We start from the raw sequence: 20084 nt of genomic DNA, 5'->3' as shown, positions 1-20084 counted from the left end.
CTTAGCCGTGCAGGCCTCCCGGCTGGGAGTCCTTCCGGTTTTGCAGGAGGAGCAGGGCGGAACTGCTCAGGGGCGCCCGGAGCGGAAGGCCCCGGGCTGCGCAGTGCTCATTGACAGCCAACGCCAGGGCGTCCCGCTCCTTCGCGGACAAGGCCGCCTCGCCGGCGCAGTACGCCCGGATGAGCTGTTCTGAGGCGTCGCCGCCAAGCCCCACGAACTCGAGCCACAACTGCCCGATGTCCAGCCCTTGCTCCTTAATGACAGCCCCCGTCAGGGCTTGCTGGTCCACGGCATCCATAGTCCCGTCCTAGCCTTTGGTACACCTCTTCCCGTTCGATTCGGAGCGGAGCCCGAAATGGATGGGTGACGCTGGGTAGAAACTTTTCCTGCAAGAATGGGGCCCATGGCCCTGCGCACCTACCCGGTCCGGCGGCTGGCAGAGGACCCCTCAAACGTCCTGGACCGCTCCCGGTGGCCGGCCGCGCTGCCACCGGTGGCCCAGATCCTCAACCAGGGGCTGGACCTGGGCCCGGCCACCATCCTGGTGGGAGAGAACGGCTCGGGAAAATCCACGGTGGTGGAGGCTGTCGCGCTGGCGTACGGCCTCTCCCCGGAGGGCGGCTCAACAGGCGCCAGGCACACCACCAGGCCCACCGAATCAGTCCTGGGGGACCACCTGCAGCTGGTCCGGAACGCCGGCGCCACCCGGCGGGGCTACTTCCTCCGCGCCGAGACCATGCACGGGCTGTACACGTATCTGGAGGAGAACCCCAGAAGGTTTGCGCCGGACATCCCCTTCCATGACATGTCCCATGGCGAATCCTTCCTGCAGCTGGCAGCGGACCGTTTTTCCGGGGCCGGGCTCTGGGTCCTGGACGAACCGGAATCCGCGCTGTCCTTCAGCGGCTGCCTGAGCCTCTTATCCGTCCTGAAGGAGCTGTTGGCCGGCGGCGGGTCCCAGGTGATCATGTCCACCCATTCGCCGTTGCTGGCTGCCTTGCCCGGCGCCACCATCCTGGAAGTGGGGCCGTGGGGGTTGCGGTCCAGATCCTGGGCCGACCTGGAGCTGGTGGCGAACTGGCGGGCGTTCCTGGACTCGCCCGAACGCTACCTCCGGCACCTCTAGGGCCTGGAGGACCTTTGCCCCTAGGCAGGAAATGGCTGGAGGCGGTCAACTTGATTGTCCCGGCACCAGGAACGCCGGCGGGGAAGCGGGGAGCAGTGGCTGGTAACGGAAAATACAAGATCGTGGTGGGGGTGGACGGATCGGAGCAGTCCCGGGCCGCCATGGACTGGGCCGTGCAGGAGTCCAGGCTGCGGCAGGGCGAGGTGCAGGCCGTGACCGCCTGGAACTTCCCCTACGTCAGTGATGCCCTCGGCACCGCCTGGGATTACGAGATCTTTGAGAAAGACGCGCAGGCGATCCTGGAGGCGGAGCTGGAACGCGTCAAAGACCAGGGCGTGGCCATCACCGGCCGCATCGTGGAAGGAAACCCGGCATCGGCGCTCATCGACGCGTCCCGGGACGCCGACCTCATAGCGGTGGGCTCGCGCGGCCATGGCGGATTCACCGGAATGATGCTGGGTTCCGTTTCGCACCAGACCATCCACCATGCGCACTGCCCGGTACTGGTCATCCGCGAACCGGGCGGCGATTAACCGGGCCGGTGCGTCGAGTGCCGGGAAGAGCCGGGATCCAGCACCGGACCGTTTCGCAGTAGGACTGGAAGTCCGCGCCAAAGCGTTCCGCGAGGTCCGCTTCTTCCAGCGGCCTCACGGCATAGTTCCACACCAGGGAGCCCAGCACCGCGTAGCCCACCACCAGCCACGACTGCAGGATGAGTCCCACGGCTGCTCCCTGGACAATGCCCGCCACCGCCATCGGGTTGCGGATCCAGCGGTAGGGCCCGGCAACCACCAGGCGGTTTGCCATCACGGATGGCAACGGCGTTCCGCCCCCGAGGGTGGACATCACGGCGGCAGACCAGATCCCCAAGGCGCTGGCAAGGATGAGGATGACGACGCCGGCCGGCAAGGCAACCGCGGGGAAGGCCAGGGTCAGCCCCCAGCGCTGTTCGAGACCGGCCACGCAGGCCGGTACCAGCCCCAGGAAGAATCCCCAGAACACGACGATCTGTCCGAACGTGGCAGCCACATGGAAACCCGGGCCGGTGCGTTTCCGGGCCGGACGGAACGCAAACGGGCCCCGGATGATCCACGCGGTGGGGATGTGGCCAACCAGCATGAGGCACAGCGCAGCAACAGACCCCGCCGTGGCGGCGCCCATGGCCAGCACCCCGATGCCCGCCTGGGTGGTCACCGTGGCATAGGCGGCCATGGCGACGGCAACAACGGTGGTCCACAGGGCGCCGGCAACGGCGGCGGGCCGAACCCCGCAGGCTGCGGCGGCGGAGGCTAGGACAAACAGTGGAATGTCGAACACGGCAACGAGGACCGGGTCCAGTCCGCCCAGGGTGGCCCGGCGCACGGGCGGGGACAGGAAGACCGCAATCCACCAGAAACACCCGGCGGCAGCCTGAACAGCAAAGTACGCCCTGCCCCACTGGCCTGACCGCGGCACAGATCCCCCCGAATCTTTAGTAGGCACACGGCACGGGCGCCCTGGCCTTGGAGCTTGCGCGCCGCGTCAATCTTTCGGGATGCAGCGTTCCGGTGAATGAAAGCTGCGTCCTTTGACATGCGCCGGGCGGCAAGACTTGACTCTGAGACTACCCGTTGAGCCGGGAACCGCGCCCATTCCGGACGCCTGCCTGACAGGGACCCACGAGAAAGGATCCAGGATGGACATGATCCCCATCGCGCCGCGCTGCAGGGTGATTATCGACAATGACTGGGCCGGTGACCCGGACGGACTGGTGGCCTTGGCGCACCACGCGGTTTCGCCCGCCAACCGGATCGTTGCTGTCACGAGCTCACTGACCAACCCCATGTTCGGACCGGCCGCCGGCATGGCACAACGAGGCTCTGAGCTGGCAAGCAGCCTTCTCCGCGTCCTGAGCCTGGCGGACGTTGCCGGCGTGGACTCCGGGCCGGACACCACCTTTACCGGGAAGCCGCGAAGGAATGCAGCCGCGCAGGCCATCGTTGAGGCCGCCGCAACCGGTGGGGACCTGCCCCTGTTCCTCGTCTGCGCCGGACCGTTGACGAACGTGGCCGATGCCCTGCTGCTGGATCCCGGCGTCGCGTCCGCCCTGACCCTGGCATGGGTGGGCGGGGCCGCCCGGAACGAGGAGGAGTACAACTATTTCACCGACCCGGCGGCCGCGGACTTCGTCTTCGGGAACCCGCGGCTGGCCATCTGGCAGTTCCCGGCGGAAACCTACCGGCAGGTGGTGGCCTCGGTGGCGGAACTGGACCATGCCTTCCGGAACGCCGGTCCGGCCGGACGGTGGCTGTGGGAGCACTTCAACAGCCTGGATGTGCCGGATTTCATCCGGTTCGGACCTCTGTGGTGCCTGGGGGACAGTGCGCCCCTGGCAGTGACGGGCCTGGACGGGGTCCCGTCCACGTACGTCGAAACGTCCGCCGGTCCCGCGCGGCGGACCTACACCTCCGTGGATTCGCGGCTCATCGTCGCAGACCTGGCCGTACGGCTGGCAACGCCGGGGTAGCGGCCACGCCACAGCACAAGGCCCCGGGCTTTCAGGGAAAGCCCGGGGCCCTTGCCGTCCGCCTACGCGGGCTGCGGTGCGTCGGCGCGTGCATGCTCCCGGGCCAGGTTCCCCAGCCACCGCGCACTGTCCTTGGGGGCCCGTTCCTGGGTGGAGCGGTCCACGGCGATCAGGCCGAACTTGGGCCGGTAGCCGAAAATCCACTCGAAGTTGTCGAAGGCCGTCCAGGCGATGTAGCCGCGCACATCGATGCTGTCTGCGACGCAGTTGGCAACTGCGTCCACCGCGGCCTCCAGGTACGCCACCCGCTGCCTGTCATCCTCGGTGGCCAGCCCGTTCTCGGTAACGATCACCGGGATGCCGGCGATCCTGTGGGCCTCGCGGATGGTAGCCTCCAGGGCCTGCGGGTAGATCTCCTCGCCCATCTGGTTGACCGCCACGTCTTCGGGCGCCGGAGCGTGGCCGTCCGGGCCATAGACCGTGCGGCCGTAGGTCTGGATGCCCACGAAGTCGTCGCCCCGGGACGCCTCAAGGAACCGTTCGTTGACGCCGCGGCGCACCTTGTCTGCAACCTCTTCGCCGCCGCGCAGCGCCTGGATATCGGAGTTTGCCAGGGTCCAGCCCACCTGAAGATCGGGGCGGCGGGCCTTGATCGCAGCAGTGGCAGCCCGGTGGGCATCCAGCTTGACGGTGAAACCGGCTTCCGTGGAACAGAACTGGAACGGCGCGATGGTGGCGGCATCCACGCCCAAACGCTCAGCGGCGGCCGCCCAGATGGGCACCGAACCGCGGTTCTCCGGCGCCTCGCCGCCGATGCCGAATGATTCCAGCAGCCAGGGAAGATTGGGTTCGTTCAGCGTGCAGGCGACGCCGATCAGGCCACCCAGGTGTGCCATGGCGCGGTCGCAATACCGCGCGAAGAGTTCCGGAGTCTCCTGGCCTTCCCATCCGCCGCGCCGCAGCAGCCAAAGCGGTGAGGTGAAGTGGTGGAACGTGACCACCGGCGTGAGCCCGTGCTCGTGGCAGGCCTCCAGAACCCGCTTGTAGTGGTCCAGGGCAGCCACCGAGAAATGGCCTTCTTCCGGCTCGATCCGGGCCCATTCCAAGGAGAACCGGTAGCTGGTGAAGCCGAGGCCCGCGATGAGTGCGATGTCCTCACGGTAGCGGTGGTAGTGGTCCACAGCATCCCCGGAGGGCTCCGCGAAGATGGTCCCGGGCAGGTGCTCCAGGAACCAGGTATCGCTGTTGGTGTTGTTGCCTTCCACCTGGTGGCCTGCGGTGGCCACGCCCCACAGGAAGTCGCGGGGAAACGGGTTGGTCATGGGGTTCCTTTCGTGACGGACGCGCGCCGGCGTCCCAGGCTTCGCTGCCTTTCATCCATCCTGTCGTCCGGCGTGACCGCCGCCACAATACTTTTTCAATCAATGACATTGTCATGTTTGGTGCCCGGGGCCCCGGCTGATTCTGGAAAGGAGCCGGCGAGCAGCCAGCCCCCACAACCGTTCCTCCGTCATCACATCAGAATGCAAAGGCGCACTACATGAAACTTCCGAACTCCACCGCCCGTGCGAGCTCCGCCGTTCTGGCCGGTGCCCTGCTGATGGGTTCCCTGGCGGCCTGCGGCGGCGGTTCCAGCCAAGCCGCCGCCAAAGCTGACACCAGCAGCCTGACCCTGGCCATCGACAGTGACTCGGCCTCCTTCGGTTTCGACCCGCTGCGCGTCTCCGCGGCCCAGCGCCAGTTCTTCGAAGGCCTCTACGACAGCCTGGCGACCCTCCAGCCGGACGGCTCCACCGGGCCCGGCCTGGCCAAGGACTTCAGCTACAACGCGGACAACACCGTCCTGACGCTCAACCTCAAGGACGACATCACGTTTACCGACGGTTCCAAGCTCGATGCGGCACTGGTCAAAGCCAACCTGGACCGCCGGTCCGACCCCGCACTGACCGCCTACTCTGCCGTCGCCAAGGGCGGCGCCCAGGAGATCACGTCCGTGGACGTGGTCAGCCCCACCCAGGTGACCCTGACCTTCGCCAAGCCGCAGCCCGGGTTCGAAAAGAACCTGGCCTCCACCACCGGAATGATCGTGGGCAAGAACGGTGTCACGGACACCTCCAGCCTCGCCGCAACCCCTGACGGTTCCGGCCCCTACACCCTTGACCCGTCCACCGTGAAGGGCAACAAGTACGTCCTGGTGAAGAACGACAAGAGCGCTGACGCTGCCAAGTACGCCTACAAGAAGGTTGTCTTCAGCGTCGTCCTGGACCCACAGGCCCGCGCGAACGCCCTGGTCTCGGGCCAGGCCGACGTCGCGATGCTGACCTCCTCCACCGTTGACTTCGCCAAGTCCAAAGGGGTGGGCGTCTCCCAGATCGGCGGCACCGTGAACACCATGATCTCCTTCGACAAGATTGGCAAGACCGCCCCGGCGTTCGCGCAGGAAAAGGTCCGCCAGGCCATCCAGTACGCCATCAACCGCCAGGCGCTGGTGGACGCCCTGCACAAGGGTGACTACCCCGCCTGGAATGCGCTGCCCAAGGACTCCGCCGGGTTCACCAAGGACCTGGAAACGAAGTTCGCCTACAACCCGGACAAGGCCAAGAGCCTGCTGGCCGAGGCCGGCTACCCCAACGGCTTTGAGTTCACCATCATCGCCGGCGCCCAGACCCAGACAGACCTGCAAGCCGTCCAAAAAGACCTCGCCGCCGTCGGCATCACCATGAACGTGAAGATGGCCGCCTCCACTGACGAAGCTTTCGCCGCCGTCGCCACCACGCCCCTGGGGTACGCGCCGCTGAACTGGGACAACCCGGTGGGCGTCATGTACGGCGTCGTCCTCAACGGTTTCACCAACGTGCAGAAGGCCACCGATGACCAGCTCAGCGCCGCCACCGGCGAGCTGGCCGCGGCCAAGGACGACGCTGCCGTGAAGGCCGCCGCCACCAAGCTGAACACCCGGCTGGTGGAGTCCGGCTGGATGATCCCGCTGTACGAGGCGCTGACCAACCAGGGGTACAACACCAAGAAGGTAGCCCCGGTGAAGTTCGCCGGCACCAACGCCTACCCGCTCCTTTCCTCCTACACGCCCACCAACTGATCCAACCTGCCCGGCGCCCCTCCTAAAAAGGGGCGCCGGGCCTGACCAATGGAGGTCACCATGGCATTGTTCGTTGCCAAGCGCCTGCTGATGGCGCTCGCCACGGTGCTGGTGGTGGCGGTGCTGGCATTCCTGCTGGTGCACGCCATGCCCGGCAGCCCGGGAGCCGTTTCCCTCGGTGCCGGCGCCTCCCAGGACGCCATTAGCCAGCTCAACCAGCAGTTGGGCTGGAATGATCCGCTCTTCACCCAGTTCTTCCGCTGGCTGGGGGACGCCGTGCAGGGGAATCTGGGGAATTCGCTGATCGACGGCCGCTCCGTCAGCGCCGACCTCGCCAGCCGCCTGCCCGTCACCGCCTCGCTCGCGGCCGGCGCCACCATCCTCAGCGCCATCCTGGGCATCGCCCTGGGCGTGACCGCTGCCGTCCGCGGCGGCCTGCTGGACCAGGCCATCGGCGGGTTCGTCGGCCTCCTGGTCGCACTCCCTGCGTTCTGGGTGGGCATCATCTTCGTCTACCTGTTCGCCGTCCAGTCCTCCATTTTCCCCGCCACCGGCTACGTGCCGTTCGAAGTGTCCCCGCAGGACTGGGCCATGTCGCTGGCGCTGCCGGTAATCACGCTGGCCGTCGGCGGTGCCGCGTTCATCGCAAGGCAGACCAGGGCGTCCATGCTCGAGGCGCTGCAGCAGGAGCACATCCGCACCTTGCGGGCCACGGCCACCCCCACCTGGAAGATCCTCTACGTGCACGCCCTGCGCTACGCCAGCCTGCCCATCGTGGCCGGCATCGCCCTGCAGTTCATCGGCCTGTTCGGCGGCTCCGTCATTGCCGAACAGCTGTTCGCCATGCCTGGCCTGGGCCAGGCCGTGCAATCCTCCGTCAGCACCCACGACGCCCCCGCCGTCCAGGGCGTGGTGGTGATCGCCACCGTGGTGGTGGTCGCCGTCAACCTGGTACTGGAGCTGGCCACCAAGTTCCTCGACCCGAAGTTGCGTGCCTCATGATCCCCACAGTTGCCCCGGCCCCCGCAGACGCGGACCAGGCAGGAAGTACGACGGCGGCAGGCGCCCCCGTGCCAGGTGCCGGCAAGGCGGTACTCGCCAGGTTTTCCAAGCACCGTCTCTTCGCGTCACCGGGAGCCGTAGCCGGCCTCGTGTGGCTGGCGGCGCTGGTCATCGCGTCCCTGACAGCGCCGCTCTGGCTCCCGTTCAAGACCGAGGACCAGGACTTCACCGCCGTCCTGTCCGGCCCCACCGCCGCGCACTGGCTGGGGACCGATGAACTGGGCAGGGACATCCTCAGCCGCATCTTCGCTGCCGCGGCCGGCACCCTGGGGACGTCGATGATCACGGTGATTGTCGGCGTCGGACTCGGCACCATCCTCGCCATGGCTGCTGCCGGTGCGGGCGAGCGGACCGAAGCCGCGATCAGCCGGATCACCGAGGTCATGATGTCCCTCCCGGGCACCGTGATCATCCTGGCCGTTATCGGCGCCGTGGGCACCAACATCCCCATGGTCATGGCCATCCTGGGCATCCTGATGTCCGCCGGCATTTACCGGGTGATCCTTGGCCAGGCCAAATCGCTGCAGTCCCAGCTGTACGTTGATGCGGCAAAAGTGGACGGCGTGGGGCCGCTAGGCATCAGCGTCCGGCATGTCCTGCCCGGCCTTGCCAACACCATCGTGGTCCAGGCGGCGCTCATCTTCGCCGTCGGCATGCTCATCCAGGCCGGCCTGGCGTTCATCGGATTCGGGCCTCCCATCCCGCAGCCCAGCTGGGGCGGAATGATCCAAGGCGCCTCCCAGCACGTCTATGACGCACCCTGGATGATGGTGCCCACCGGTGCGGTGCTGGCCCTGACCGTCCTGTCCGCCAACGCCATCGGCAATGCCCTGGGCAAGGCACCCAATACGGCCGCGCCGCACCTGCCCTCCGCCGCCGCCCGCCGCCAGCGCGCCAAGGCAGTTGCCGCCATCGCTTCAGCAGCCCCCGCCGCCGTCACACAGGACGGTGCAGCGAAGGGGACGCTCAGCGTCCGCAACCTGTCCGTCGGCGTCGACAGCACCGGTGCGGGCAGCGGCGTCCGCCTGGTCACCGACGTCTCCTTCGACGTCGAACAAGGCACGGTCCTGGGCCTGGTGGGGGAGTCCGGCTGCGGCAAGACGATGACCGCGCTGTCCCTCCTCGGGCTGCTGCCGTCCGGTGTCTCCGTCACGGGCGGCCAGATCCTCTGGAACGGCAGGAACCTTGCCGCCACCACCGACAAAGCCATGGAAACAGTCCGCGGCCGGGACATCGCCCTGATCAGCCAGGAACCCATGCGCGCCCTGGATCCCATGTTCACGGTGGGCTACCAGCTCACCGCCACCATCCGGCGGCTCCGCGGCATGGGCAAGGCGGAGGCCCGGGAGGAAGCCCGGAACCTTCTGGAGAAGGTGGGGATCGTGGACGCTGCACGCATCCTGAAGACCTATCCGCACCAGATCAGCGGCGGCATGGCCCAGCGCGTGGCCATCGCCCTGGCGCTCGCCGGGCAGCCGAAACTGCTGGTGGCTGACGAACCAACCACCGCCCTGGACGTCACTGTCCAGGCCGAAATCCTGTCCCTGCTGCGTGCCCTGGTGACGGACACCGGCATGTCCGTGGTCATGGTGACGCACGACCTCGGCGTGGTGGCGGACATCTGTGACCAGGTTGCCGTCATGTACGCCGGCCAGGTGGTGGAGAACGGCAGGACGGACAGCATCCTGGACAATCCCAGGCACCCCTACACCCTGGCCTTGCTGGCCGCAGACCCACACGCCAACCATGCAAACGACATGCCGGAACGCCTCGCCACGATTCAAGGGCAAGTACCCCAGCCCAAGGACTGGCCCACCGGGTGCCGGTTCGCCGCCCGCTGCCAGTTCGCCGGTTCCGCCTGCCTGGAACCCGTCCCGCTGCTGTCCTCGGGCGCCGGTACAGGCGTGGTGCGGTGCGTCAAAGCGGATCAGCTCGCCGTCGAAGGCATGGACTGGCTGGCCACGGACGTACCCGCCGCCCGCGCCTTCGAGATCACCCCCACGCAGAATCCGCGTACTTTGCAGACCATCGTCGAAAAGGACCTGGCATGAGCACCGCAGTCACCGAACGCCGCGATTCCCCGCCGCCTTCCGCCGCCACTCCCATGCTGGAGGTCAAGGACCTGGTGGTCCGCTACGGCCGGGGCCGGAAGGCCGCCGCGGCCCCTGCCGCCGTCGACCATGTCAGCTTCAGCATCGCACCCGGGGAGACCGTGGGACTGGTGGGGGAGTCCGGATCCGGAAAATCCACCATCGGCAAGGCAATCCTTGGCCTGCAAAAAGTCTCCGGCGGCACCATCACCTACCAGGGGAACGACATCACCTCCGCCGGCGCCGCGCAGCGCCGGGCCCTGGGCGGGGAACTGCGTGCCGTCTTCCAGGATCCCAACTCTTCGCTGAACCCGCGGAACACGATCGGCACCTCCCTGGCGGAACCGCTGCGCCTCCGCGGGGTGTCGGCGGCAGAGGCTCGCGCCAAGGCCGGGGACATGCTGGAACGCGTGGGCCTGCCGCGGGACGCCGTGGACCGGTACCCCAGCCAGTTCTCCGGCGGCCAGCGCCAGCGCATCTCCGTGGCCCGCGCCCTCATCTGCGATCCCCAACTGGTGGTCTGCGACGAGGCCGTCAGTGCCCTGGACCTTTCCACCCAAGCGCAGGTGCTCAACCTGCTGGCCGACCTCCGCGACGAGAGGGGCCTGAGCTACCTGTTCATCGCCCACGACATCGCCGTGGTGCAATTCCTGGCCCAGCGCGTGGTGGTGTTGTACCGCGGCCAAGTGATGGAAAGCGGCCCGGCCGCCGCCGTCACCGAGAATCCGAGGCACCCGTTCACCCAGGCCCTCGTGGCAGCCTCCCCGGTACCCCGGCCTGCGGAACAGGCGGCGCGTCGGGAAGCCCGCGAATCACTGGGCGTCCGTACCGGGGCGGCCGCGGTGCCCGCGCCCGGCGGCTGCCCCTTCCGGCTCCGCTGCCCCCTGGCCACGGACCTGTGCGCCACCGAGCGGCCGGCGCTGCGCCGGGTGGGGACGGCCGACGTCGCCTGCCACTACGCCTGAACCTCCTTGCCTAACCTCCAGAACGGACCCCTCCTTCCATGACTTCAACCCCCTGGCACGCCGCCATGATCACGCCCGGGCAGGACTTCGACGGCGCCCCGCGCCTCCGCAAGGAATTCCGGCTTGAGGAGGGCCACGGTGACGTGGTGCGGGCGACGCTGCGCGCCACCGCCCTCGGCATCTATGAGGCCTTCATCAACGGCTCGCCGGTGGGGGAGGACGTGCTGAGCCCGGGCTGGAGCTCCTATGAGTGGCGGCTCCGCCACCGCAGCTACGACGTCACGCCGCTGGTGGGCCCGGCCACCGTGATCGGTGCGGAACTGGGCAACGGCTGGTATCGCGGCCGGCTGGCCTGGCACGGACTGTCCAACCTGTACGGCAGCGAGCTGGGGTTCCTGGGCCAGCTGGACATTGAGTTCGCTGACGGCCACGTCCAGGCCATCGCCACCGACGCCACCTGGCAGGCCGGCCCCTCCGCCACCACCTTCAACGACCTCTACGATGGCCAGACCATCGACGCCCGCCGGCTTCAGACGGGCTGGGCGCAGCCCGGCTTCGTCCCCGGGACTGACTGGACCGGCGTGCGGGAGGTGGCGTTCGACGCCGCCAGGCTGGCTGAGCCGCTGGGCCCGCCCGTGGTGCGTGCCGGCGTCGTGCGTCCCGTGGAAGTTTTCACCTCACCAAGCGGGAAGACGCTGGTGGACTTCGGCCAGAACCTGGTGGGGTGGCTTCGGTTCACCGTGCAGGGGGAGCCCGGGCAGGAGGTCACCATGCGGCATGCGGAGGTGCTGGAAAACGGCGAGCTGGGTGTCCGGCCGCTGCGCACAGCGCAGGCCACGGATACGTTCATCCTCTCCGGGAGCGAGGACGCTTTCGAGCCCACCAAGACCTTCCACGGCTTCCGCTACGCCGAGATCACCGGCTGGCCCGGCACCCTGACCGAACACGACATCGAAGCGGTGGTGGTGCACTCCGACCTGGAACGCACCGGCACCTTCGAATGCTCCAACGAGCTGGTGAACCAGCTGCACCGCAACATCGTCTGGGGCCTGCGCGGGAACTTCCTGGACCTGCCCACCGATTGCCCGCAGCGCGACGAGCGCCTGGGCTGGACCGGCGACATCGCCGTGTTCGCCCCCACTGCCGCCTTTCTATACGACGTCAAAGGCTTCCTGCAGGACTGGCTGCTGGACCTCGCCGCCGAGCAGAAGGCGGCGAATGGCCTGGTGCCTATCACCGTGCCCGATGCCCTGAAGTACTGCCCGCAACCGCCCGAATTCCCGGCACCTGAATCCTCCGCACTGTGGAGCGAGGCCTCGGTCTGGGTGCCCTGGGCGCTCTGGGAAGCGTACGGGGACCTCAGCGTCCTGCGAAACCAGTACGAGTCGATGGCTTCCCATACCCGCCGGGTGGAGGGCTTGCTCTCGCCCACGGGCCTGTGGGACACCGGCTTCCAGTTCGGCGACTGGCTGGACCCCGACGCCGCGCCGGACCAGCCATGGGCAGCCAAGGCGGACACCGGCGTCGTGGCCACCGCCTGCATGTACCGCACCGCGCGCCTCACCGCACAGGCCGCCGCCCTCCTGGGAAAGCACGACGACGAAGCCCACTTCAACGCGCTCGCCGCCCGGGTGCAGGCCGCCTTCGCCGAGCATTACGTGGCCGCCGGCGGCACCATCCGCAGCGACTGCACCACCGTCTACGCGCTGGCCATCGCGTTCGACATCCTGGCCACCCCGGAGCTGCGCGACTTCGCTGGCAACCGCCTGGCCGAACTGGTGCGGGACAACGGCTACCGGGTGTCCACCGGGTTCGCCGGTACCCCGTTCATCAACCACGCGCTGACGGATACCGGGCACGTGGACGAGGCCTACCGGCTCCTGCTGGAGGAGGGCTGCCCGTCCTGGCTCTACCCGGTGACCATGGGAGCCACCACCGTGTGGGAGCGCTGGGACTCCATGCTCCCGGACGGCACCATCAACCCCGGCGAGATGACCAGCTTCAATCACTACGCCCTGGGCGCGGTGGCGGACTGGATACACAAGGCAATCGGCGGTATCCGCCCGCTGGAACCGGGGTACGCGCGCCTCCTCATCCAGCCGCAGCCGGGAGAGGGGATCAGCTGGGCCAAGGCCTCCCTGAAAACCCCGCACGGGGAGGTCCGCGTTGCCTGGACGTCCGACGGCGGGGAGTTCCGGCTCGAGGCGACCGTCCCTGACGGGGTGGGGGCCGACGTCGTCCTTCCGGACGGTGCGCGGCACCGTGTTGAAGGCGGGGAGCACCGCTTCGCCTCCGCGCCGGCACCTGCGCTGGATTACCAGGCAAGCCACTGATGGGCCGACAGGAGATCGGGCGCGACAGCGTCCGGATCCTGGTGTGAGGTGCAACAGGGGCCGGTGATCTGCAACGATGGGCGGAAAGTCATTCCCAAGGAGGACCCGTGCCGTACACCGTGGATTTCAAGAACGTATCCACCGTTGGTCTGGAATCGTCGCCGGTGGTTGATGCGCTGGCCGGGCTGCGCGCCAATGAGGCTCGCTACTACAAGAACAAATACGACCACGACTTCACCGTGGTACCCGCGGACGAGGCCCCGGAGACGGTGGAGTACGTCCGCAATATCCTCGCCACCGAGCGCAACCTGGTGATCTCCTCCAAACCCCTCGAGGTGTCCTCCTTTGAGGTGGACGGGCTGCGGATGGCCTACGTGTTCTACGAGTCCGGGCTGTCCATCAACGTCATGTACGCCATCGAAGACGGCGGCAAGCGGGCGGTTGGCTTCAAACTTTCGGACGGTATGGAGGTCCCGGAGGAACTGGCGGCGAGCTTCAAGTTTGCCCGCCAGAAGTCGAAACTGGCCGGCACCATCCGCGGCTCCTACTTTGTGATCAAGGGCCAGTACTGAGCGCGGGATCCGTGGCGCCGGTTGGGTCATCGGCTCCGATCGGAGTGCCGGTCCCCGATCCCGGCCACGTGCTTTGGTACCGCGCCCCGGCCGGGCGCTTCGTCGAATCCCTGCCGGTCGGCAACGGACTCGCAGGGGCCACGGTGCGCGGCCTGGTGGGCGGCGAGCGCATCCAGCTCAACGAGGGCTCGGCGTGGTCCGGGCCAACGAGCCGGTCCGCACCCGCGCTGGACCCGTCCGCCGGACCGGCAACCCTGCAGGCCGTCCGGGAGGCGGTGGACGGCGGGGACGTGCGCCGGGCGGAAGCCCTGCTGCTGGCATTCCAGGGCACGCACTCGCAGGCGTACCTGCCGTTCGCGGCCCTGGCAGTGGACGTCGCCGGCAAAGCGGCAGCTGTTGACGACGGACCCGCCCGGTGGCTCGATCTTCGGACCGGCACCGCGGGGCACCGGTACGTGGTCGACGCCGCCGAGGTCCGGCACCGGACCTTCGCCTCCCACCCCGACGCCGTCATCATCCACGAGATCACCGCTGACGCTCCCATCGATGTCCGGATCGGAATCGACGCCGACAGCATCAAGGCCCTTGGGACGGACGCCGCGGCGCAGCCGTGGGGGACCGAACTCCGGCTGCGGGTGCTGCTGCCCAGTGACGTGGCGCCAGACTTTGAACGGACTGCCGAGCACATCCATTACGACGACGACTCCCGCGCCGGCGCGGTCCACGCCGGGATCGCCACCGATGGGGATGTGGACATCGCCCCGGGAGCCGTCACGGTCACAGGTGCCCGTTCCGTACGGCTGGCCATTGCCACCGGAACAGTCCTGGAGAATCCGCACGCCATCCGCCACGCAAACACTGCGCGTTCCCCTGAAGACCTTGCCGTGCTCCTCTCCGGCCGGGTGGCGCGGGTCCTCCAGGACTCCGCGGAGGCCGTGCTGGAGCGCCATGTTGCCGACCATGCCGGGCTTTACGGCAGGGTCACGCTGGAACTCGGCCCGGAGGCCGGGCCCTACTCCGGTCCGTTGACGCCAACGGATGAGCGCGTCCGTGCCTTCGAAGAAGACAAAACGGACACCGCCCTGGTCTGCCTCCTCTTCCACTACGGCCGGTACCTGCTGATCGCCTCCTCCCGCGCCGGCGGTTTTCCGGCCAACCTCCAGGGCATCTGGAACGAGGAGCTGCCGCCGCCGTGGAGCAGCAACTACACCGTGAACATCAACACGGAAATGAACTACTGGCCGGCGCTGCCCACCAATCTTGCCGAATGCCACGAACCCCTGCTGCAGCTGGTGGATACGCTTGCCCGCAGCGGCCGGGCCGCGGCTGCCCTGTACGGGGCGCGGGGATGGGCGGCCCACCACAATACGGATCCCTGGGGGCACCCCTTTGCCGTGGGCGCCGGCGAAGGCGACTCAATGTGGGCCAGCTGGGCCATGGGAGGCATATGGCTGGTCCAATCAGCGTGGGAACACTACGCCTACACCGGGGACGCCGGCCGGCTGCGCGCTTCCTGGCCGGCCATCGAAGGCGCGTGCCTCTTCGCCCTGGACTGGATCATTGGCGACGCCCGCACAGGAGCGCACACGTCGCCGTCGACCTCTCCCGAGAACCAGTACGTCGCCAAGGATGGCGGCCCTGCCTCGGTGAGCCGGTCCTCCACCATGGACGTTTCCCTGCTCCGCGGACTCCTCGATTCAGCCCGGCACGCCGCAACAGCCTTGGCGGAAGACGCGCCCTGGCTGGCGGAACTCGCGGACAAAGTGCACTCCCTGCCCCAACCGGCTGTCGGCGGCCGGGGAGAAATCCGGGAATGGTCGTTCCCTGCCATCGAGCATGCGCCCGACCACCGGCACACGTCCCACCTGGCAGCCCTCTACCCGCTGCGGCAGTGGAGTGCCGAGGCCACGCCGGCGCTCGCCGCCGCCGCTGCCAGGACCCTGGAACTGCGGGGTCCGGAGTCCACCGGCTGGGCCATGGCCTGGCGGATTGCCCTTTGGGCGCGGCTGGGCAACGCGGCAAAGGCGGAGGAGAGCCTGAACCTTGCCCTCCGTGTGGCGGGAGAAGGCTTCGATGAACGCGGCGGGGTCTATCCCAACCTGTTCACCGCCCCCCGCCGTTCCAGATCGATGCGAACTTCGGGGCCACCGCCGGCATCGCGGAGATGCTGCTCCAGTCCGACTCAGCTGCCCTCCGGCTGCTGCCCGCCCTCCCGGAATCATGGCGGGAAGGATCGGTCACAGGGCTGCGGGCCGTGGGCGGGGTCGAGGTGGACCTCCACTGGGTCGGCGGGGTGCTTCAGGGCGCGGTCCTGCGGTCGGAGGCGCCCGTGACCCGGGACGTGGCCTGGGATGGGCGCCGGATCAGCGTGGCCTTTGGCGGCGGCTCGGAGCTGGGAATCGGCCGCGACCATTTTGCCTGACGTCCTGGACCACCGGCCCGGGAATGCCTTCCAACGAATGAAATAGGGCCGCCCGGGGGACAGGGGCAGGCGACAGGATGGCTGGATGCACTCCAACCCCATCCTCCCCGGCTTCAACCCGGACCCGAGCATCGTCAGTACCCCCGACGGCTACTACGTGGTGACGTCATCGTTCGAGTACCTCCCGGGCCTGCCGGTTTATCACAGCCTCGACCTGCAAAGCTGGAACCTCATCGGGCATGTGGCCACGCGTGCGGAGCAGGTCCAGGTGGCCAACGTCACCACCCCCGGCGGCGTCTGGGCGCCAACGCTTCGATACCGGGACGGGGTGTTCTACCTGATCGTCACGGTGTTCCTCGGCGGCCGTGGCTGTGTCGTGTTCTCTGCCTCCGACCCCGCCGGCCCCTGGAGCGACGGGACGGTCATCGACGCGGTGGACGGCATCGACCCCGATCTCGCCTGGGATGAGGACGGCACCGCGTACGTGACCTTCGCACGGCACCCGGACGCGATCCAGCAGGTCCGCGTGGACCTCGCCACCGGGCAGTCTCTCGAAAAGCCCCGCGCCCTGTGGTCCGGGAGCGGCCTCTACTCGCCCGAAGGCCCGCACCTCTACCAGCGCGGCGGGTGGTGGTACCTGCTCGCGGCCGAAGGCGGAACGGACAGGGGCCACGCCGTCACCGTCGCGCGCTCGCGCCGGCCGGACGGCCCGTTCGAATCCGCGCCGCACAATCCCGTCCTCACTGCCGCGGGCACCGGTTCGCCCGTCCAGAACACCGGGCACGCGGACCTCGTTGAGCTTCCCGACGGCGGGACGGCCATGGTGCTGCTGGGCGTCCGTCCGCTGGGGCTGGGGAAGTCGTTCTCACCTTTGGGGCGGGAAACGTTCCTGACCGCGGTGGACTGGATTGACGGGTGGCCGCACGCACAGCTGCCCCGGGTGGCAGGTGCCATGCCCGAGGACCGCGAGTACGACTTCAGTAACGGCGCCGGGCTGGAGGATCCGCGGTGGATCGGTGTCCGCAGGCTTCCGGCGGAGTTCTCCGCACCCACGTCCAAAGGACTCCTGCTCAGGGGCGAAGGCAATGCCATGGGCTCGCCCCGGCCCTGTTTCCTCGCCCAACGCCAGCGCCATCACGAAATGGAATTCAGGGCCGTGATTGACGTGGGCTCCGGTACCGGCGGCATGGCCGTGCGCAATGCCGAGGACAACTGGTTCGGCATCGAGGCCGCCGCGGAGGGCCACACCGTCCGGATCACGGCGCATGCCGTCATCGCGGGCCTGGACCGCACCTGGGAGGCAACTGTTCCGTCCGGAGACGTTGAACTCACGGTGGTAGCCAGCCCGCCGCCGTCGGACTTCAGCGCGGGAGCCGTGGGCGGTGACCGGATCCAGCTGCTCGTCCGCCCCGCCGGTCCGGCCGGCAACCCGGAAGGCATCCTGCTGGCCGAGCTCGACGGGAGGCACTGGGCGTTCGAAACCGCCAAAGCCTTTACGGGCAGGGCTTTTGGTGTCTTCGCCGTGGACGGCGAGGTCCTGCTCCGCCGCCTGTCCTATTCCGGCAAAGACTAAACTGCGGCTACAGCGGGCAGGCAGCCCGCGGCGGTTCAACGACTGCAAGCTGGCCGGTGGTGTCGGCGACGCCGGGAAGCTGCACCGGCGCGGGCTCGGCGACGGCGGGCCCGCGGGCGGCCTGCATGCGGACAAGCGCTGTGGCGGAAATGAGGAACCAAGCAACATTCGTGACCACTGACGGCCACGCTTCGTGGAAGACCCCGTTGACGATGAACGCGCAGGCGCCCACAAGGTTCGCGGTTTGAAAGCCTTTGCCGGCTTTGAGCCATCCCATGGACACCGCCAGGTAGGCGCTGAGAATCGCGACCGCGCCGGCCCAGCCGGCAATTTCCCACATCATGACGTCCATGCCTTGCCTCCCAACGTCGGCGCATCCGGCTGCGGGGCCGGCTCCATTCGCAATTATTGGGCGCGCGGCGTCTTTAGTTCAATTGCTTTTTTCTGAAGCGGTGGTTTAGAACTACTTAACATGGATATCGACCCGCGCCGGGTGCGCGTACTTCTGGCGGTTGCCCGCAGCGGCGGCGTCCTCGCCGCTGCCGAAGAACTCCGCATCACCCCCTCGGCGGTGTCCCAGCAGCTCTCCAAGCTGGAGGACGAAACGGGCCACGCGCTGGTCCTGCGCACCCCCAAGGGCTCCGTTCTCACGCCCGCCGGCCTGGCGATCGCCGAAGCCGGCGAAGAGATCGAACGCGCCCTCAGCGCGGCCCTGGCCCGGATGGAAGGCGGCGCCAAGGTTGCAGGCACGGTGCGGGTGGGCGGGTTCACCAGCTTTATTCGGACAGTCCTGATCCCGCGGCTTCCCGAGTGGCGCACCCAGTACCCGCAGCTGCAGATCCACATCGTGGAAGACGACTTTCCCGTGCTCATGCGCCTGCTGCGCCAGCGCGAGCTCGATGCCGTCGTGGTGGAGCTCGATTCGACGGCGGCGGAGCAGCGTGTGCTGGGTTCGGGGCTGATTGAGGAGCCGCTCCTGGACGAGCCGTGGAAACTGGTGGTTCCCTCCGGCTCCCTGCTCACCACCGAGAACATCGATCTTAGCCGCCTGCCCCTGCCCTGGCTGGGGGTGGAACCCTCAGCGGCCAATGTTGCCGTGCTTACGCGGCTGGGCCGCGCCTCCGGAGCCCGAATGGACACCGTGCACCAGTACCTGGATACCCTGACCGCCCTGGCGCTCGTGGCTGCCGGCGAGGGCGTCGCGATCGTCCCTACCCTCGCTTTGACCGGGGTGGTCCAGGACGGCGTGGAAGTCCTGGATGTTCCCGGGCTGGGGACGCGGCGCATCGTCCTGCGGCGCGTCGGCGGACGCCGCCGCCGCAGCAGCCTGCCCGTGGATACGGTGGCGCGCCTGCTGCGTGAATCGGCGGCGGCCTTCGACACCCGCCATGCCTCCTGAGCGGCCCGGTGAGCCTGCCGCCTTCCCTGCTAGCCGTTCGAGTGCGTTCTGATATCCGTGCTGGCCTGGGCCTGGAAGCCAAGGTTTCGGGACACGGCCCTGGCTGCGGCGCGGACCGCCGGGGCCAGGACGTTCGGCGGCGTGGAACCGTCCGGAACCACGATGGACAGGGACGCCACCACGGCGCCCTGCGCGTCGAAGATGGGCGAGGCCACGGACACGGTGCGTGACGGCAGGCTGCGCCGGATCATCGCGATGCCGGTCCGCCGCACATCGGACAAGGTGCGACGCAACTGACCCTCCGGCATCTCGGAGACGCCGGGTTCGATCTCCGGCGGCCGCTTCAGGATGGTTTCCTGGAACTGCTGGTCCGCTCCTGCCAGCAGTACCAGGCCAATGGCCGTGGACCGCAGCGGCGCCCGGCCGCCCACCCGGTACGCGACCTCGGTGGCGTCCTTCGCGGACAGCCGTTCGATCAGCACCGCCTGCTCGTTGTCCCGCACCGCCAGCAGGACGTGGTGCCGCGTGACCTCGAAGAGGTCCTCCAGGTAGGGGAGCGCGATCTCCCGCACCCCGTGGCCGCGCGGCGACAGCGAGGCCACCTCCCACAGCCGCACGCCCACCACATAGCGGCCGTCGTCCAGCCGTTCCAACGCACCCCACGCCACCAGCCGGGCAATCAGCCGCAGCGCCGTGGGCGCCGGCATACCCGCGTGCCGCGCCAACTCGGACAGGGTCAGTGCCCGGCGCCGGTCCGAGAAGACGGCGAGCAGGCTCAGGGCCCGGTCGATGACCGGTTCGCCCTGTTTTGGCCGCTTGCCGCGGGCAGTCGGGGTGTCCGTTTCCGGGGTGGCAGTCATGGCAGTCTTTCCTAGCGCCGTCGATAGTTGCGGTGGGCCGCAGTGAGCTGAACCACAATACTATTCCAACCATTGAAAG

The 20084-nt window shown here is 68.3% G+C and carries 16 protein-coding genes and 2 pseudogenes; 13 read left to right on the top strand and 5 right to left on the bottom strand.

What is annotated here, in order from left to right; all coding sequences use genetic code 11:
- Position 1: 1 nt before the first annotated feature.
- Positions 2-298 carry a hypothetical protein gene (locus tag QRN53_RS17510; protein ID WP_285245087.1) on the bottom strand — a complete coding sequence of 99 codons (297 nt, stop codon included), beginning with the start codon at positions 296-298 and terminating at the stop codon, positions 2-4.
- A 105-nt stretch (positions 299-403) separates the two neighbouring features.
- Here QRN53_RS17510 and QRN53_RS17505 point away from each other — a divergent pair, with 105 nt between their 5' ends.
- Together QRN53_RS17505 and QRN53_RS17500 are read left to right on the top strand one after the other, a co-directional pair.
- Positions 404-1126, top strand: a complete 723-nt coding sequence (locus tag QRN53_RS17505; protein WP_285245086.1) for an AAA family ATPase — start codon at positions 404-406, stop codon at positions 1124-1126.
- Between the two features lie 95 nt (positions 1127-1221).
- The gene (locus QRN53_RS17500) at positions 1222-1659 is read left to right on the top strand and encodes a universal stress protein (protein ID WP_285245085.1); all 438 of its coding nucleotides are present in this window, start codon (positions 1222-1224) and stop codon (positions 1657-1659) included.
- On the opposite strand, the gene QRN53_RS17495 is transcribed toward QRN53_RS17500, so the two are convergent.
- Positions 1634-2581, bottom strand: a complete 948-nt coding sequence (locus tag QRN53_RS17495; protein WP_285245084.1) for a methyltransferase family protein — start codon at positions 2579-2581, stop codon at positions 1634-1636. The two genes, QRN53_RS17500 and QRN53_RS17495, sit on opposite strands and share 26 nt — an antisense overlap.
- A gap of 220 nt (positions 2582-2801) precedes the next feature.
- Here QRN53_RS17495 and QRN53_RS17490 point away from each other — a divergent pair, with 220 nt between their 5' ends.
- Complete coding sequence (locus QRN53_RS17490; RefSeq protein ID WP_285245083.1) at positions 2802-3632, top strand: nucleoside hydrolase; 831 nt, start codon at positions 2802-2804, stop codon at positions 3630-3632.
- Between the two features lie 62 nt (positions 3633-3694).
- On the opposite strand, the gene QRN53_RS17485 is transcribed toward QRN53_RS17490, so the two are convergent.
- Positions 3695-4954: a glycoside hydrolase family 1 protein gene (locus QRN53_RS17485; RefSeq protein ID WP_285245082.1), complete on the bottom strand. Its 1260-nt coding sequence runs from the start codon at positions 4952-4954 to the stop codon at positions 3695-3697.
- Between the two features lie 218 nt (positions 4955-5172).
- On the opposite strand from QRN53_RS17485, the gene QRN53_RS17480 reads away from it, so the two are divergent.
- The 9 genes and pseudogenes from QRN53_RS17480 to QRN53_RS17445 all read left to right on the top strand — a co-directional run bounded on the left by QRN53_RS17480 (position 5173) and on the right by QRN53_RS17445 (position 17746).
- Complete coding sequence (locus QRN53_RS17480; RefSeq protein ID WP_285245081.1) at positions 5173-6729, top strand: ABC transporter substrate-binding protein; 1557 nt, start codon at positions 5173-5175, stop codon at positions 6727-6729.
- A gap of 48 nt (positions 6730-6777) precedes the next feature.
- Positions 6778-7731, top strand: a complete 954-nt coding sequence (locus QRN53_RS17475) for an ABC transporter permease (protein ID WP_350224184.1) — start codon at positions 6778-6780, stop codon at positions 7729-7731.
- Positions 7728-9842 carry a dipeptide/oligopeptide/nickel ABC transporter permease/ATP-binding protein gene (locus tag QRN53_RS17470; protein ID WP_285245079.1) on the top strand — a complete coding sequence of 705 codons (2115 nt, stop codon included), beginning with the start codon at positions 7728-7730 and terminating at the stop codon, positions 9840-9842. The genes QRN53_RS17475 and QRN53_RS17470 overlap by 4 nt, the downstream gene beginning before the upstream one ends.
- Positions 9839-10846, top strand: coding sequence for an oligopeptide/dipeptide ABC transporter ATP-binding protein (locus QRN53_RS17465; RefSeq protein ID WP_285245078.1), 1008 nt, complete (start codon positions 9839-9841; stop codon positions 10844-10846). Before QRN53_RS17470 ends, QRN53_RS17465 begins: the two co-directional genes overlap by 4 nt.
- 38 nt (positions 10847-10884) lie before the next feature.
- A complete protein-coding gene (locus QRN53_RS17460; protein WP_285245077.1) occupies positions 10885-13179 on the top strand; it encodes a family 78 glycoside hydrolase catalytic domain in 2295 nt (764 codons plus the stop codon).
- Between the two features lie 107 nt (positions 13180-13286).
- The gene (locus QRN53_RS17455; RefSeq protein ID WP_285245076.1) at positions 13287-13751 is read left to right on the top strand and encodes a DUF8821 family protein; all 465 of its coding nucleotides are present in this window, start codon (positions 13287-13289) and stop codon (positions 13749-13751) included.
- Between the two features lie 11 nt (positions 13752-13762).
- Positions 13763-15861: pseudogene (locus QRN53_RS21850) on the top strand (glycosyl hydrolase family 95 catalytic domain-containing protein); the annotation flags it as partial.
- A 54-nt stretch (positions 15862-15915) separates the two neighbouring features.
- A pseudogene (locus tag QRN53_RS21800) lies at positions 15916-16029 on the top strand (glycoside hydrolase family 95-like protein); the annotation flags it as partial.
- A gap of 229 nt (positions 16030-16258) precedes the next feature.
- Positions 16259-17746: a glycoside hydrolase family 43 protein gene (locus QRN53_RS17445; RefSeq protein WP_285245074.1), complete on the top strand. Its 1488-nt coding sequence runs from the start codon at positions 16259-16261 to the stop codon at positions 17744-17746.
- A 7-nt stretch (positions 17747-17753) separates the two neighbouring features.
- Here the strand turns inward: QRN53_RS17445 and QRN53_RS17440 are convergent, their stop codons facing one another.
- Positions 17754-18089 (bottom strand): CBU_0592 family membrane protein, encoded by a 336-nt coding sequence (locus QRN53_RS17440; protein WP_502934855.1) that lies wholly within the window; start codon positions 18087-18089, stop codon positions 17754-17756.
- Between the two features lie 129 nt (positions 18090-18218).
- On the opposite strand from QRN53_RS17440, the gene QRN53_RS17435 reads away from it, so the two are divergent.
- A complete protein-coding gene (locus QRN53_RS17435) occupies positions 18219-19145 on the top strand; it encodes a LysR family transcriptional regulator (RefSeq protein ID WP_285245072.1) in 927 nt (308 codons plus the stop codon).
- A gap of 29 nt (positions 19146-19174) precedes the next feature.
- Here QRN53_RS17435 and QRN53_RS17430 read toward each other — a convergent pair whose 3' ends face one another.
- Positions 19175-20005: an IclR family transcriptional regulator gene (locus tag QRN53_RS17430; protein ID WP_285245071.1), complete on the bottom strand. Its 831-nt coding sequence runs from the start codon at positions 20003-20005 to the stop codon at positions 19175-19177.
- Positions 20006-20084 lie beyond the last annotated feature (79 nt).

Source organism: Pseudarthrobacter sp. fls2-241-R2A-127, from assembly GCF_030209355.1.
Lineage (GTDB): Bacteria > Actinomycetota > Actinomycetes > Actinomycetales > Micrococcaceae > Arthrobacter.
This window is presented reverse-complemented; position numbering and strand designations above follow the sequence as displayed.